Raw genomic sequence first — 14,228 nt, forward strand, 5'->3', positions numbered from 1 at the left:
TGTGACATCGGGTCGTGACGACCACTGAATGAAACGATTCAGGACGCGAAGCTATGGGCCCCCAAGAGGGGTGTCAACCCCTCCGGTGAAGACGGTTACTCGTGGCCCATGCGTGACCTTCTGTCCTCGAACTGGCCCCGAAACTTTTTCGACCGGAACCCATTGACGTGACATGCGCGGCCCGCCTAACGTCCCGGCAACCCAGTTGAAACCTTTCACGACGCCAGGAGGGCCGACCCGCCGGCGTCGTCGAGGAGCCCTCATGACCCACCCGTCCACCACGGGTCCGGCCCCGGTTCTCGCGCTGAGGGACGTCTCCAAGTCTTTCGGCGCGGTCCGCGCACTGCGGGACGTCTCCCTGGAGCTCTTCCCCGGGGAGGTGCACGCACTCGCCGGTGAGAACGGTGCCGGCAAGTCCACCCTCATCAAGACCCTCGCCGGCGTGCACCGCCCGGACACCGGCCAGGTGCTGCTCGACGGTGCGCCCGTCACCTTCCACGGGCCCGGCGACGCCCGCGACGCCGGCATCGCCGTGATCTACCAGGAGCCCACGCTCTTCCCCGACCTGTCGATCGCCGAGAACATCTACATGGGCCGCCGGCCGCGCCGCGCCCTCGGCCGGATCGACCACAAGGCCACCCACAACGCGACCGCCGCCCTGATGAAGCGCCTCGGGGTCGAACTCGACCCCGACCGGCCCGCCCGCGGTCTGTCCATCGCCGACCAGCAGATCGTCGAGATCGCCAAGGCCCTCTCCTTCGACGCCCGTGTCCTGATCATGGACGAGCCGACCGCCGCCCTCACCGGCAGCGAGGTCGCCCGCCTCTTCGGCGTCGTCCGCACCCTGCGCGACCAGGGCGCCGCCGTGCTGTTCATCTCCCACCGGCTGGAGGAGATCTTCGAGATCTGCCGGCGGGTCACCACCCTGCGCGACGGCGCCTGGATCGCCGGCGAGCCCCTGGAGGGCATGACCGAGGACGACCTGGTGCGCCGCATGGTCGGCCGCGACCTCGACGAGCTCTACCCCAAGCAGGACGTGCAGCCGGGCGAAGTCGCCCTGAGCGTGCGCCGGCTGACCCGCGAGGGGGTGTTCACCGACGTGTCGTTCGACGTCCGGCACGGCGAGATCGTCGGACTGGCCGGACTCGTCGGCGCCGGACGCACCGAGGTCGCCCGGGCCGTGTTCGGCATCGACCGCTGGGACGCCGGGGAGGTGTCCGTCCGCGGCAAGGTCCTGGTCAACGGCGCGCCCTCCATCGCCATGGCCGCCGGACTCGCCCTGGTCCCGGAGGACCGGCGCGCCCAGGGCCTCGTGATGGACATGTCCATCGAGCGGAACATCGGCCTCACCGGGTTGCGTACGACGGTGCGGGCCGGGCTGATGGACCGCGGCGCCGAGCGCAGCCGTTCCCTCGACTGGGCCGTCAAGCTCCAGGTGAAGTACGCCCGGATCGCCGACACCGTCAATACGCTCTCCGGCGGCAACCAGCAGAAGGTCGTGCTCGCCAAGTGGCTGGCCACCGGCCCGAAGGTGCTGATCGTCGACGAGCCGACCCGCGGCATCGACGTCGGCACCAAGGCCGAGGTGCACCGGCTGCTGTCGCAGCTCGCCGCCGACGGCGTGGCCGTTTTGATGATCTCCTCCGACCTGCCCGAGATCCTCGGCATGGCCGACCGCGTGCTGGTGATGCACGAGGGCCGGCTCACCGCCGAGATACCCCGCTCCGACGCCACCGAGGAAACCGTGATGGCCGCAGCCACCGGGAGGGCCGCCGTATGACGGTCGTGACCCCGCAGGAGGCCCCCGTGGCCGACGTGCCCAGGTCGAGCGGAACCCGGCTGGTCGACCGCGTCTTCAAGATGCGCGAACTCGCCATCCTGGTCGTCTTCCTGGTGATGATCGCCGTCACCCAGGCAGGCAACCGCGAGTTCCTGTCCGAACAGGGCATCAAGGACCTGCTGCTGAACGCGACGATCCTGGTCCTGGTCGCCACCGGCCAGTCCCTCGTCGTCATCACCCGCAACGTCGACCTGTCCGTCGGATCCACGCTCGGCATCGGCGCGTTCGCCGCCGGCACGTACCTCCAGGGCGGCGGAGACCCCGTCGTGGCGGTCGCGCTGGCCGTGCTGCTCGGGATCGGCTTCGGACTGCTCAACGGACTGCTCGTCAGCCTCGGCCAGGTGCCCGCGCTCGTCGTCACCCTCGGCACGCTCTACATCATCCGCGGCATCGACTCCATCTGGGTCGGCTCCCGCCAGATCACCGCGGCCGATCTGCCCGGCGGATTCGTCGACTTCGGTTCCGGCGGAATCTCGGCGGTGCCGTACCTGGCGCTGATCGCGTCGGCGGTGCTCATCGCCACCGCCTACTACCTCAGGCACTTCGCCAGCGGACGCGAGCTGTACGCGCTCGGCTCCAACCCCGAGGCGGCCCGACTCGCCGGCATCCCCGTCCGCAAGCGGATCCTCGCCGCGTACACCTTCTGCGGCGCCCTCGCCGGACTCGCCGGCGCGATGTACCTGGCCCGCTTCGGCAACGTCGACTCCGGCACCGGCAACGGCTACGAACTGACCGTCGTCAGCGCGGTCGTGGTCGGCGGCGTCGTCTTCACCGGCGGCTCCGGCAGCGTCTACGGCGCCGCCCTCGGCGCGCTGCTGCTGACCTCCGTCAACAGTGTGCTGCCCGCCCTCGGCGTCAGCTCCGTCTGGTTGCTCGCGATCAACGGCATCCTGCTCATCCTCGCGATCGCGGTCGACCGGGTCGTCGCGCTGCGTGTGGCCTCCGCCCTGAAGAAGAGGAACGCCCGCCATGGCTGACAGCTCCCTGCGTCCGGCGGCCGGCTGGTCCGGCCTGAAGAGGTGGGACTCCGCCGTCGGCGCACTCCTCGTCGTCGTCCTGCTGTTCTCCTTCGGCTTCGTCGACGGTTTCGGCAACGCGCTCAACCTGTCCTTCCTGATCGGCAACACCCTTCCGATCGCGCTGATCGCCCTGCCGATGACCCTGCTGGTCGTCTCCGGCGAGGTCGACCTGTCGGTCGCCTCCACGGCCGGTCTGTCCGGCGCCGTGATGGGCGCCCTGTGGAACCAGGGCATGACCATCGAGACGATCATCCCGCTCTGCCTGCTGCTCGGTGTCGTGTGCGGACTGGTCAACGGGCTGCTGGTGACCAGGCTGGGGCTGCCGTCCCTCGCCGTGACCATCGGCACCCTCGCCGCCTACCGGGGCATCGCACAGATCGTGCTCGGGTCCGACGCGGTGACCGACTTCCCCCCGCAGTACCTGGACTTCGCGTCCGGGCGCATCGGTGACACGTTCCTCCCGTACGCCTTCCTGCCGTTCCTCGTCCTGCTCGCCATCGCCGTGGTCGCGCTGCACGCCACACCGTTCGGGCGGTCGCTGTTCGCGATCGGCGCTAGTGAGGAGGCCGCACGGTTCGCCGGGATCCGGGTCAAGCGGCAGAAGCTGATCCTGTTCACGCTGACCGGCCTGATGGCCTCGCTGACCGGGATCTTCTGGGCGCTGCACTTCGCGAGTGCGCGGTATGACAACGCGACGGGGCTCGAACTGTCGGTTGTGGCCGCTGTGTTGCTCGGCGGTATCGACTTCGACGGCGGCAAGGGCACGCTCGGCGGTGCTGTCGCCGGGGTGTTTCTGCTGGGGGCGTTGCAGAACGTGATGAGCCTCCAGGACGTTTCCGCGCAGTCGCAGATCGTCGTCACCGGTGTGTTGCTGGTGCTTTCCGTACTCGGGCCTCGGGTGGCTCGGCAGATCGCCGTGGTGCGTGCTCGATCTTCCGGCTGACCGGTGGTTTGTGGCTGGTCGCGCATTTCCCCGCGCCCCTTTCAGGGCGCTCCCCTCAACCTCGTTCAAAGGAAACCGACATGCGTAAGTCCACCGTCCGCCGCAGCTGTGCGGCCCTCGCCACCGCCACCTCCCTCGCGCTCGCGCTCACCGCCTGCGGCGGCACCACCAAGGAGGACGTGGCGAACGAAGGGGCGTCCGCAGCCACCGCCGGCAAGGCCGATCCGGACGCGGCCACCAAGAAGGGGCTCACCGTCGGGTTCCTGCCCAAGCAGGTCAACAACCCGTACTTCACCTCCGCCGACAAGGGCGGCGAGAAGGCGCTGAAGGAGCTGGGGTCCCGCTACAAGGAGGTCGGGCCGTCCAGCGCGACCGACACCGCCGGGCAGGTCAGTTACGTCAACACGCTCACCCAGCAGCAGGTCGACGCGATGGCCGTGTCCGCGCAGGACCCGGGCGCGCTGTGCACCGCGCTGAAGCAGGCCATGAAGAACGGCATCAAGGTCGTCACCTACGACTCCGACACCACGGCCGGCTGCCGCAACGCCTTCGTCTCGCAGGCCTCCGCAGAAGACCTCGGCCGCACCGAGGTGCAGCTGCTCGCCGAGCAGATCGGCTACCAGGGCGAGATCGCGATCCTGTCCGCCGCGCAGACCGCGACGAACCAGAACACCTGGATCGACTTCATGAAGGACGAGCTGAAGAAGCCCGAGTACAGGAACATGAAGCTGGTCAAGACCGCGTACGGCAACGACGACGCCCAGCAGTCCTTCCAGCAGACCCAGGGACTGCTCCAGGAGCACCCGAACCTGAAGGGGATCATCTCCCCGACCACCGTCGGCATCAAGGCCGCCGCCCAGTACCTGTCGGGCTCCACGTACAAGGGCAAGGTCAAGCTGACGGGCCTCGGCACCCCGAACGACATGCGCAAGTACGTCAAGAACGGCACCGTCGAGGCGTTCGAGCTGTGGGACCCGGCGAAGCTCGGCGAACTGGCCGCCCGCACGGCTGTCGCTCTGTCCTCCGGGCAGATCACCGGCAAGGAGGGGGAGACCTTCAAGGCCGGCTCCATGGGCGAGTACACCATCGGCAAGGACGGCGTCATCAGCCTCGGCAAGCCCACCGTGTTCGACGCCAAGAACATCGACCAGTTCGACTTCTGATCCTGGAGAATCGTTGATGCAGCGCGTGTGCTTCCTGCTGAAGGTCCGGGCGGACCGCCTCGACGAGTACCGCGAGCGGCACGCCGCGGTGTGGCCCGAGATGCTGACGGCACTCTCGGAGACCGGCTGGCACAACTACTCGCTCTTCCTGCGCGAGGACGGACTGCTCGTCGGCTACCTGGAGACCGAGGACTTCGCCGCCGCCCGGGCAGGCATGGAAGCCACCGACGTCAACGCCCGCTGGCAGGCGGAGATGGCGCCGTTCTTCGAGTCGCTGGACGGCGCCCGGCCCGACGAGGCCATGAAACCGCTCACGGAAGTGTTCCACCTCGCATGACGATGGAGTCCACGAGATGCACAGACGTACCTTGCTGGCCGCCGCCCTCGCGGGGGCGGCGGTGACCCCCGCCCTGGCCTCCGGCACCGCACGGGCCACCGGCCCCGGCCCCTCCGTCACCCGGACCGGCACCACCACCCTCGACGGCCGGGCGATCTTCTTCGTGTCGTACGACGGTCTGGTCAACAACAACGCGTTCCAGAAGAACGGCCTGCTGACCTACAAGGGCTATCAGTACGCCGTCTGGTACACCGCCGACCGCAACGCCGTCGTCGGCCGCCGCGCCCTCGGCGGGAGCACCTGGTCCACCGTGAAGGCCGGGCACACGCTCAAGGCCGACGACTCCCACAACGTCATCTCCATGGGCGTCTCCAAGATCGACGGCCGCCTGCACCTCACCATGGACTCCCACAGCGACGGCTTCACCTACGTCAAGTCGGTGGCGGGCCTGATGGACAACCCGGCCGGGCTGAGCTGGACCGCCAGCCGCTTCGGGGCGCCCCAGCCGACCCTGGACGGGGTGGCGCTCACCTCGCAGTTCACCTATCCGCAGTTCGTGTCGACGCCCGACGGCAAGCTCCAGCTGAGCTACCGCGTCGCCGTCTCCGGCAACGGGCGCAACGCCCTCGCCGAGTACGACGGCACGAAGTGGACCGACCTCGGTGAGTGGTCGAGCTCCACCGGCACGTACACCAGTGAGCACGGCTCCTCCACCGCCCGCAACATGTACCTGCACGGCATCGACTACGACCGGAACGGTCGGCTGCACTCCTTCTTCACCTGGCGGGAGCAGAACGGCGCCGTGATGTGCGGCAGCGGCGGCATCACCAACCACGACACCGGCTACGTCTACTCCGACGACCGCGGCCGCACCTGGCGCAACGACGCCGGCACGGTCGTCGGCGTCACCGGCGGCTCCGACAAGGTGTCCGTGACCGACGCCGGCCTGGTGATCGACCCGCTCAACCCCGACCACTCCCTGATGAACCAGGAGAGCCAGTTCACCGACTCCGCGGGCCGGCCGCACGCGATCATCTCCTACGTGCCCGGCCGCTTCGGTCAGTGCACCACGAACTACGTCGCGGACCGCACCGCCAACGGCCGTGCCTTCCACGTCCGCAAGAACGCCTCCGGCACCTGGCAGAAGACCGAGATTCCGGTCCCGCTGAACTCCAGCCAGCGCACCAAGCTGATCCTGGACAAGTACGACAACGCGTACGCGGTCTTCCCGTTCGGCCGGATCGCCGGGGCCTCCGCGGCCTCGGGACACACCGACTGGAAGATTCTCTTCGACGGCAGCGGCCTCAACGCCTTCGGCGAGGTCGTCATCGACGAGACACGGGTCGCGCAGGACGGTGTGCTGTCGTTCATGTACCAGGAGAGGTCCACCGGGACGACCCCCTCGGCGCTGCACGTCGTCGACTTCCGGCTGCCCGCGTGACCGCGACCGGTTCCCGGGGCGGCGTGCCGGTAATGTGAAGCCGCCCCGGCCGCCGCCCCCTCGTCTCCCTCTGGAGGTCCCTGCCCGATGGCCCAGTCGGTGGGTATCAAGGACGTCGCCCGCGTCGCCGGAGTCTCCGTCGGCACGGTCTCGAACGTGATCAACCGCCCGGACACGGTCGCGACCGAGACCCGGGCCCGGGTGCTGTCCGCGATAGACCGGCTCGGGTACGTCCGCAGCGAGTCCGCGCGCCAGCTGCGCGCGGGACGCAGCCGCATCATGGGGCTGCTCGTCCTCGACATGGGCAACCCCTTCTTCGTCGACGTCGCGCGCGGCGCCGAGCGTGCCGCCCGGCAGGCCGGACTCGGCGTCATGGTCTGCAACAGCGCCCAGAACCCCGGCGAGGAGGCCGAGTACCTGTCGCTCTTCGCCGAGCAGCGGGTGCGGGGCGTGCTGCTCACCCCGGCCGACGCGACCGGCCGCAACATCGAGACGTTCCGCCGGCACGGCATCCCGTTCGTCCTGGTCGACCGGGTGGCCGAGGGCACCACCGAGTGCTCGGTCTCCGTCGACGACGTGGCGGGCGGCGCCCTGGCCGTACGGCACCTCGTCGACGCCGGGCACCGCTCGCTCGCCTACGTCAGCGGCCCGCCCGGCCTGAACCAGGTCAGCGACCGCCGCACCGGCGCCCTCGAAGCGCTCGCCGAGGCCGGGCTCGGCCCCGACGCGCTGCGTGAGCTGCCGACCGAACGGCTGGACGTCGCCGCGGGGCGGGACGCCGGGGCCCGGCTGCTCGGGCTGGCGGACCGGCCCACCGCCGTGTTCTGCGCCAACGACCTCCTCGCCCTCGGTGTCCTGCAGGCCATGTACGCGGCCGGTGTGGGTGTCCCCGACGACCTCGCCATCGTCGGCTACGACGACATCGAGTTCGCCGCCGCCGCCGCCGTCCCGCTCACCTCGGTACGGCAGCCCGCCGTCACCATGGGCGCCATGGCCGCCGAGCTGCTCCTGGAGGAGACGGAGGAGGAGGGCGCGGCGCGCGCGCACGAGCACCGGAGGGTCGTCCTGCAGCCCGAGCTGGTGGTCCGCCGCTCCAGCCTGTCGGCTCGCTGAGCCTGAACGGCGGTTCAGCAAGATTTCATGATCGAAGGGCCTCCTCACCGGTGATCCCTGTGATGAACTGGGACGCGGTCCGAAAATCCGTCCGTCCCGGGAGCCCTGTTGACCGTCAGCTACCGCCAGCCCGGAGTCGTCCTCACCGACCGCCGCTTCACGGTCCCCCTCGACCACGGCCGCCCCGACGGCGAGACGATCGAGCTGTACGCCCGCGAAGTCGTCGCCAGCGACAAGACGCACCAGGACCTCCCCTGGCTCCTGTACCTCCAGGGCGGGCCGGGCTTCGGCGCGGACCGCTCCGTCGGCAGGCCCGGCTGGCTCGGCAGGGCCCTCAAGGAGTACCGCGTCCTGCTCCTCGACCAGCGCGGCACCGGTCACAGCACACCCGCGAACCGGCAGACGCTCCCGCTGCGCGGCGGCCCGGCCGAGCAGGCCGGCTACCTCACGCACTTCCGCGCCGACTCGATCGTCCGCGACTGCGAGGCGATCCGCACCCGGCTCACCGGCGGCAGGCCCTGGACCGTGCTCGGCCAGAGCTTCGGCGGCTTCTGCGTCACCAGCTACCTGTCCCTCGCCCCCGAAGGCCTGGCCACCGCCGTCGTCACCGGCGGGCTGCCCTCACTGGACGCGCACGCGGACGACGTGTACCGGGCCGCCTTCCCGCGCATCGAACGCAAGGTCACCGCCCACTACGCCCGCTACCCCGAGGACGCCGAGCGCGCCCGCCGCATCGCCGGCCACCTCCTCGACCACGACGTGGTCCTGCCGAACGGCTACCGGCTCACCGTCGAGGCGTTCCAGTCCCTCGGCATCGCCCTCGGCACCGGCGACGGCAGCCACCGCCTCCACTACCTCCTCGAGAACGCCTTCGTCCGCACCCCGCAGGGCCGCGCGCTCTCCGACGCGTTCCAGGAGCAGGTGCAGGGCATGCTCTCCTACGCCCGCCACCCGCTGTACGCCCTGGTCCACGAGTCGATCTACGGCCAGGACGCCCGGCCCACGGCCTGGTCGGCCGAGCGGGTCCGCGCCGAGTTCCCCCGGTTCGACGCCGCCAAGGCCCTCGCGGGAGACGAGCCCCTGCTGTTCACCGGAGAATCGATTCACCCCTGGATGTTCGACTGCGACCCCGCGCTGCGCCCGCTGCGCGAGACCGCCGACCTGCTCGCCGTCCGCACCGACTGGACGCCCCTGTACGACCCGGCCCGTCTCGCCGCCAACACGGTGCCGGTCGTGGCCGCCGTCTACCACGACGACATGTACGTCGACACGGCCCACTCGCTGCGCACCGCCCGTGCGATCCGGGGCCTGCGCACCTGGGTCACGGACGAGTTCGAGCACGACGGCATCCGCGCCGGCGGCCCCCGCGTCCTCGACCGGCTGCTGGCGCTCGTGCGGGGCGAGGCGTGATCTCGTGCCGCGGAGCCCGTCACGCCGGGGGCGCGGACCAGTGCTGCGGCAGGCAGCGTTTGCCCGTGTCGGAGCGGCGTCCGGTGCGTGCTCTCGGCGTGCCGGCCGGAAGCTCTCGTACGGGGCGTTCTCGGGCTTTCGGCCGGTGCGGCGAGAGGGCGTGCCGGGCGTCGCGACGGGGCGAACGTGGCCTGCCGCGGCGCTAGTCTGCTGACATGACGACCACTCAACTGCAGCCCATGCCCGGCGACTGGCGGCGTGCCCTCGCGGTCGTGGCGCATCCGGACGACCTCGAGTACGGCTGCTCGGCGGCGATCGCGGGCTGGACCGACGGGGGCCGCGAGGTCGTCTACGTCCTCGCGACCCGGGGCGAGGCGGGCATCGACACGCTGGACCCCGCGCGGTGCGGGCCGCTGCGCGAGCAGGAGCAGCGGGCGAGCGCGGCCGTGGTCGGCGTGTCGGAGGTGGAGTTCCTCGACCACAAGGACGGCGTCATCGAGTACGGCACCGCCCTGCGCCGCGACATCGCCGCCGCCATCCGCCGGCACCGGCCCGAGCTGGTCATCACGCTCAATCACCGCGACACCTGGGGCGGTGTCGCCTGGAACACCCCGGACCACGTGGCCGTCGGCCGGGCCACGCTCGACGCGGCCGGCGACGCCGGCAACCGGTGGATCTTCCCCGAGCTGATCGAACAGGGCCTCGACCCCTGGGACGGCGTGCGCTGGGTCGCGGTCGCCGGCTCCAGCACGCCCACGCACGCGGTCGACGCGACGGCCGGGATGGAACGGGCGGTGCGCTCCCTGCTGGAGCACCGCACGTACATCGAGGTGCTGACCAGCGAGGATCCAGAGACGTACGCACGCGGCTTCCTGACCCGCAACGCCGAGGCGACGGGGGAGCGGTTCGGGGGCAGGCCGGCGGTGGCGTTCGAACTGTTCAGCAGATGACCAGCGGTCGACCGGCGGTTGACGGGGGAGAGCATGACAGGCAGCGAGGAACTGGCCGGGCGGTTCGAGGAACACCGGGGGCGTCTCAAAGCGGTGGCCTACCGCATGCTCGGATCGCTGTCCGAGGCGGAGGACGCGGTCCAGGAGGCCTGGCTGAGGCTCGGCCGCACCGACGCGGACGACATCGGCAACCTCGGCGGCTGGCTCACCACGGTGACCGGCCGGGTCTGTCTGGACCTGCTGCGCTCGCGCACCGCGCGGCGCGAGGAACCGATGGGCGACACCCAGGACACCGCCCGCGCCTTCGTCCCCGACCCGGTGCTGCGGCCGCTGTCGCACATCGACCCGGCGGAGGAGGTGCTCCAGGCCGATTCCGTGGGCCTGGCCCTCCTCGTCGTGCTGGAGAATCTGACGCCCGACGAGCGGCTGGCGTTCGTGCTGCACGACATGTTCGCCGTGCCGTTCGACGACATCGCGCCCATCGTGGAGCGCAGCCCCGCCGCGACCCGGCAGCTCGCGAGCCGGGCCCGCCGCCGGGTGCGGGGCGCCACCCCCTCGGCCGAGCCGGACCTCGGCCGGCAGAAGCAGGTGCTCGGCGCCTTCCTGGCCGCCTCGCGCGGCGGTGACTTCGAGGCGCTGCTGGGACTGCTGCACCCGGACGTGGTGCTGCGGGCCGACTCGGGGACGCTGATGCGGGGCGCGGCCGCGTCCAAGGTCGTCCAGGGCGCGAAGGCAGTGGCGGAACAGGCGCTCATGTTCGCCCCGTTCGTGCGCTCCGCGCAGCTGGTGCTGATCAACGGCTCGGTGGGGATGATCGACGTGTCCGGGGGCCGGGTGCAGTCGGTCATGGGCGTCACGATCGCCGACGGCCGGATCACCGGCATGTACGTCCTGGCCGACCCCGAACGGCTGGAGCTCCTGGAGGTCCCCGGGCCGGCGGCATGACCGTGACTCGCCCGTCACCGGTCGTTTCGTATGCTGAACGGCATGCGAGATCACCAGGCCGGACCGGCGGAACTGCGGGGCGACTGCGAGCGGTGCTTCGGACTGTGCTGCGTCGCCCTGCCCTTCGCCGCCTCGGCCGACTTCGCGGTCGACAAGGCCGCCGGCACGCCCTGCCGCAACCTCCGTGAGGACCACCGCTGCGGCATCCACGCCAGGCTCCGGCAGAAGGGATTCACCGGCTGCACGGTCTACGACTGCTTCGGTGCCGGGCAGCAGGTCTCGCAGATCACCTTCGGCGGGCGGGACTGGCGTACCGGGCCACCGGAGGACGCGCGCCGCATGTTCGAGGTGTTCCCGGTGGTCCGGCAGCTGCACGAACTGCTGTGGTATCTGACCGAGGCGCTCACCCTGCCGGCGGCCCGTCCGGTCCACCCCGAGCTGCGCAAGGCCCTGGAGCAGACCCGGGAACTGACCGGCGGGAGCCCCGAGGAGCTCGCCGGGTTCGACGTGGCGGCCCACCGGCAGGAGGTCAACGTCCTGCTGCTGAGGTCGAGTGAACTGGCCAGGGCCGGCTTCAAGGGCCGCAAGAAGAACCGCCGGGGTGCGGACCTCATGGGAGCCCGGCTCAAGGGCGCCGACCTGCGGGGTGCGAATCTGCGCGGTGCCTACCTCATCGCCGCCGACCTCACCGGAGCGGACCTGCGGGGAGCCGACCTGATCGGTGCCGACCTGCGCGACGCGGACCTCACGGACGCCGACCTGACCGGGGCGTTCTTCCTCACCCAGCCGCAGCTGAATGCGGCCCGGGGCAGTGCCGGGACGCGGCTGCCCGGGTCAGTCACCCGCCCCGGGCACTGGACTGCGCAGGTCTGAGGCCGGCTCGCGCACCGGGGCGCGGCGCTCGGGGTGCAGGCGCAGGCCCTCCGGCATCAGCGTCAGCCGCTCCGTCACGCGCAGCCGGTAGCCCGGGTCGGCCCGCAGCTCGTAGCGCCGCAGCAGCAGTCCGAGCACCAGCGTGGCCTCGTGCAGCGCGAACTGCCGCCCGATGCACGCACGTGCGCCCGTCCCGAACGGCTTGAAGGTGTGCGGGGGCCGGGACCGTACGGCCGAGGCGTCGAAGCGGTCGGGGTCGAACCGTTCGGCGTCCTCGCCCCACACCTCGGGGTCCCGGTGCAGCATCGGCGTCAGCACCAGTGCCCAGGCGCCCCGCCGCATGGGGTGCTCCCCGGCCAGCACGGTGTCCTCCCGGGCCTCCCGGGCGAACGCGGGCGCGGTGGGCCACAGCCGCAGCGACTCGTCCAGCACGCGGCGGACGTAGCGCAGCCGGGCCACCTGCTCGTAGGCCGGCTCCGCCGTGTCTGCCCACACCCGGTCCACCTCGGCGCGGGCCCGGGCGGCGATCCGGGGATGGCGGGCGAGGTAGTGCAGGGCGAAGGAGAGCGCGCCCGAGGTGGTCTCGTGCCCGGCCACGAGGAACGTGATGACCTGGCGGCGGACGTTCTGCGGCGCCAGCCGTTCGCCGGTGCCGGGGTGGGCCGTCTCCAGCATGCGGTCCAGCAGATCGCCGTCGCCGCCGCCGGTGGCCTGCCGCGCCCGGACCAGTTCGTCGACCGTGCGGTTGAGGTGGGCGATGTCGGCCGCGTTGCGGCGGCTCGCGCCGCGCAGCAGCAGCGGGGCCAGCGGGAAGGGCACGGTGTTGAGCCGCTGGGCGTACGTCAGCGTGCCGACCATCGCGGTCACGAAGGGATGGGGCCGCGAGCGCTCGAACGAGCCGAAGTCGTGCCCGAAGCCGGTGCGCGCGATCGTCTCCAGCGTCAGTTTGGTCATGTCGCCGGGCACGTCCACCGCCCGGCCCGTCGCCGCCGCCCGGTCCCAGTGTTCCGTCAGCCGCCGCGCGACCGAGAGCATCATCGGGTGGTAGCCGGCCATGGCGTCGCGGCTGAACCCCGGGGCGAGCACATCGTGGGCCAGCTGCCAGTTGGGCTCGTGGTTGTAGGCCGTGAACAGGCCGTCCCCGGCGACCGGCCGCAGGTTGGCCACGCCGAGCCCCACGTGCTTGGCGAACCGGGACTCGTCCGCGAGGTCGGCCGCGTGCCGGGCGCCCCACACGAACACGAACTCCTTGCCGAACACCTTGCGCCGGAACACCGGGCCCAGTTGACGGCCGTAGCGCAGCGAGTCCTGGATCGGAGTGCGCCGGTCGACACCCAGGACGTCCCCGAGCAGCGGGATGCGGCGCGGCGGGTGCGGGATGCGGTCCAGAGCCGGCCAGCCCAGCTCGGCACTGCGGAAGCCCTTGGGCTCCCCGGTCCGTGTCGGCGCCTCCGTCATGACGCGATCTCCCTTGATCCGGCAGCGGGTTCGCACGTGTTGTACGTGGGTTCAATAGCGCGATTCAGTCTGGGCCCGTTGCTGAACCGACGTCAAGTAAAGTGCGGGCATGGCCGCGAACCAGGGCGGGCGCACGCGCCGTCGGCTCAGCACCGAGGAGCGCCGGGAGCAGCTCCTGTCCGTCGGTGCGCGGCTGTTCTCGGAGAGCCCCTACGACGACGTGTGGATCGAGCAGGTGGCCGAGATCGCCGGGGTGTCGCGCGGGCTGCTGTACCACTACTTCCCGACGAAGCGGGACTTCTTCGCGGCGGTCGTCGAGCGTGAGAGCGAGCGCATGCTGCGCATGACGGCGGCGGTGCCCGGCGTCCCGGTCCGCGAGCAACTCGCCGCCGGTCTTGACACGTTCCTGGAGTACGTCCAGGCGCACGCGCACGGATACCGCGCCTTCCACCGCGCCGACGCGGCCGGGGACCAGGCGGTGCGGCGGGTCTATCAGCGGGCCCTGGGTGCGCAGGAGCGGCAGATCCTCGCCGCGCTCGCCGCCGATCCTGAGTTCGGCCCCGCCTTCGAGGAGCGGGCGGAGGTCCGGCTGGCCGTGCGCGGCTGGCTGGCGTTCACCACGAGCGTCTGCCTGGAGTGGCTGCGCGGCGCGGAGTTGGACCGCGCGCAGGTGCGCGAGCTCTGCGCACGCGCCCTGCTGGGCGTGCTCACACCCTGAACGTGTCGCAAAGGGGAC

General features: G+C 71.2%; 13 protein-coding genes. 12 read left to right on the plus strand and 1 reads right to left on the minus strand.

Annotated elements, in window-relative coordinates:
* The first annotated feature begins 262 nt into the window (after window positions 1–262).
* The 11 genes from AB0937_RS30415 to AB0937_RS30465 all read left to right on the plus strand — a co-directional run bounded on the left by AB0937_RS30415 (window position 263) and on the right by AB0937_RS30465 (window position 12,034).
* Window positions 263–1,780: a sugar ABC transporter ATP-binding protein gene (locus AB0937_RS30415; RefSeq protein WP_366716098.1), complete on the plus strand. Its 1,518-nt coding sequence runs from the start codon at window positions 263–265 to the stop codon at window positions 1,778–1,780.
* Complete coding sequence (locus tag AB0937_RS30420; protein ID WP_366716099.1) at window positions 1,777–2,817, plus strand: ABC transporter permease; 1,041 nt, start codon at window positions 1,777–1,779, stop codon at window positions 2,815–2,817. Before AB0937_RS30415 ends, AB0937_RS30420 begins: the two co-directional genes overlap by 4 nt.
* A complete protein-coding gene (locus tag AB0937_RS30425; protein WP_366716101.1) occupies window positions 2,810–3,802 on the plus strand; it encodes an ABC transporter permease in 993 nt (330 codons plus the stop codon). The genes AB0937_RS30420 and AB0937_RS30425 overlap by 8 nt, the downstream gene beginning before the upstream one ends.
* Window positions 3,803–3,882: 80 nt before the next feature.
* Complete coding sequence (gene rhaS, locus AB0937_RS30430) at window positions 3,883–4,965, plus strand: rhamnose ABC transporter substrate-binding protein (RefSeq protein ID WP_366716103.1); 1,083 nt, start codon at window positions 3,883–3,885, stop codon at window positions 4,963–4,965.
* A gap of 16 nt (window positions 4,966–4,981) precedes the next feature.
* Window positions 4,982–5,302: an L-rhamnose mutarotase gene (locus AB0937_RS30435; protein ID WP_366716105.1), complete on the plus strand. Its 321-nt coding sequence runs from the start codon at window positions 4,982–4,984 to the stop codon at window positions 5,300–5,302.
* Window positions 5,303–5,318: 16 nt separating this feature from the next.
* Window positions 5,319–6,743: a BNR repeat-containing protein gene (locus AB0937_RS30440; protein WP_366716107.1), complete on the plus strand. Its 1,425-nt coding sequence runs from the start codon at window positions 5,319–5,321 to the stop codon at window positions 6,741–6,743.
* An 87-nt stretch (window positions 6,744–6,830) separates the two neighbouring features.
* Window positions 6,831–7,856: a LacI family DNA-binding transcriptional regulator gene (locus AB0937_RS30445; protein ID WP_366716109.1), complete on the plus strand. Its 1,026-nt coding sequence runs from the start codon at window positions 6,831–6,833 to the stop codon at window positions 7,854–7,856.
* Between the two features lie 108 nt (window positions 7,857–7,964).
* Entirely contained in the window at window positions 7,965–9,266 is a 1,302-nt protein-coding gene (locus AB0937_RS30450; protein WP_366716111.1) for an alpha/beta fold hydrolase, read from the plus strand.
* A gap of 215 nt (window positions 9,267–9,481) precedes the next feature.
* Window positions 9,482–10,216 carry a PIG-L deacetylase family protein gene (locus tag AB0937_RS30455; RefSeq protein WP_366716113.1) on the plus strand — a complete coding sequence of 245 codons (735 nt, stop codon included), beginning with the start codon at window positions 9,482–9,484 and terminating at the stop codon, window positions 10,214–10,216.
* A 33-nt stretch (window positions 10,217–10,249) separates the two neighbouring features.
* Window positions 10,250–11,161 carry an RNA polymerase sigma factor SigJ gene (gene sigJ, locus AB0937_RS30460; protein ID WP_366716115.1) on the plus strand — a complete coding sequence of 304 codons (912 nt, stop codon included), beginning with the start codon at window positions 10,250–10,252 and terminating at the stop codon, window positions 11,159–11,161.
* A gap of 30 nt (window positions 11,162–11,191) precedes the next feature.
* Entirely contained in the window at window positions 11,192–12,034 is an 843-nt protein-coding gene (locus AB0937_RS30465) for a pentapeptide repeat-containing protein (protein WP_366716117.1), read from the plus strand.
* On the opposite strand, the gene AB0937_RS30470 is transcribed toward AB0937_RS30465, so the two are convergent.
* Entirely contained in the window at window positions 11,996–13,492 is a 1,497-nt protein-coding gene (locus AB0937_RS30470) for a cytochrome P450 (RefSeq protein ID WP_366716119.1), read from the minus strand. The genes AB0937_RS30465 and AB0937_RS30470 overlap by 39 nt on opposite strands.
* Before the next feature lie 109 nt (window positions 13,493–13,601).
* On the opposite strand from AB0937_RS30470, the gene AB0937_RS30475 reads away from it, so the two are divergent.
* Complete coding sequence (locus tag AB0937_RS30475) at window positions 13,602–14,210, plus strand: TetR/AcrR family transcriptional regulator (protein ID WP_366716121.1); 609 nt, start codon at window positions 13,602–13,604, stop codon at window positions 14,208–14,210.
* Window positions 14,211–14,228: the final 18 nt, after the last annotated feature.

This window comes from Streptomyces sp. NPDC047880 (genome assembly GCF_040706515.1).
GTDB lineage: Bacteria > Actinomycetota > Actinomycetes > Streptomycetales > Streptomycetaceae > Streptomyces.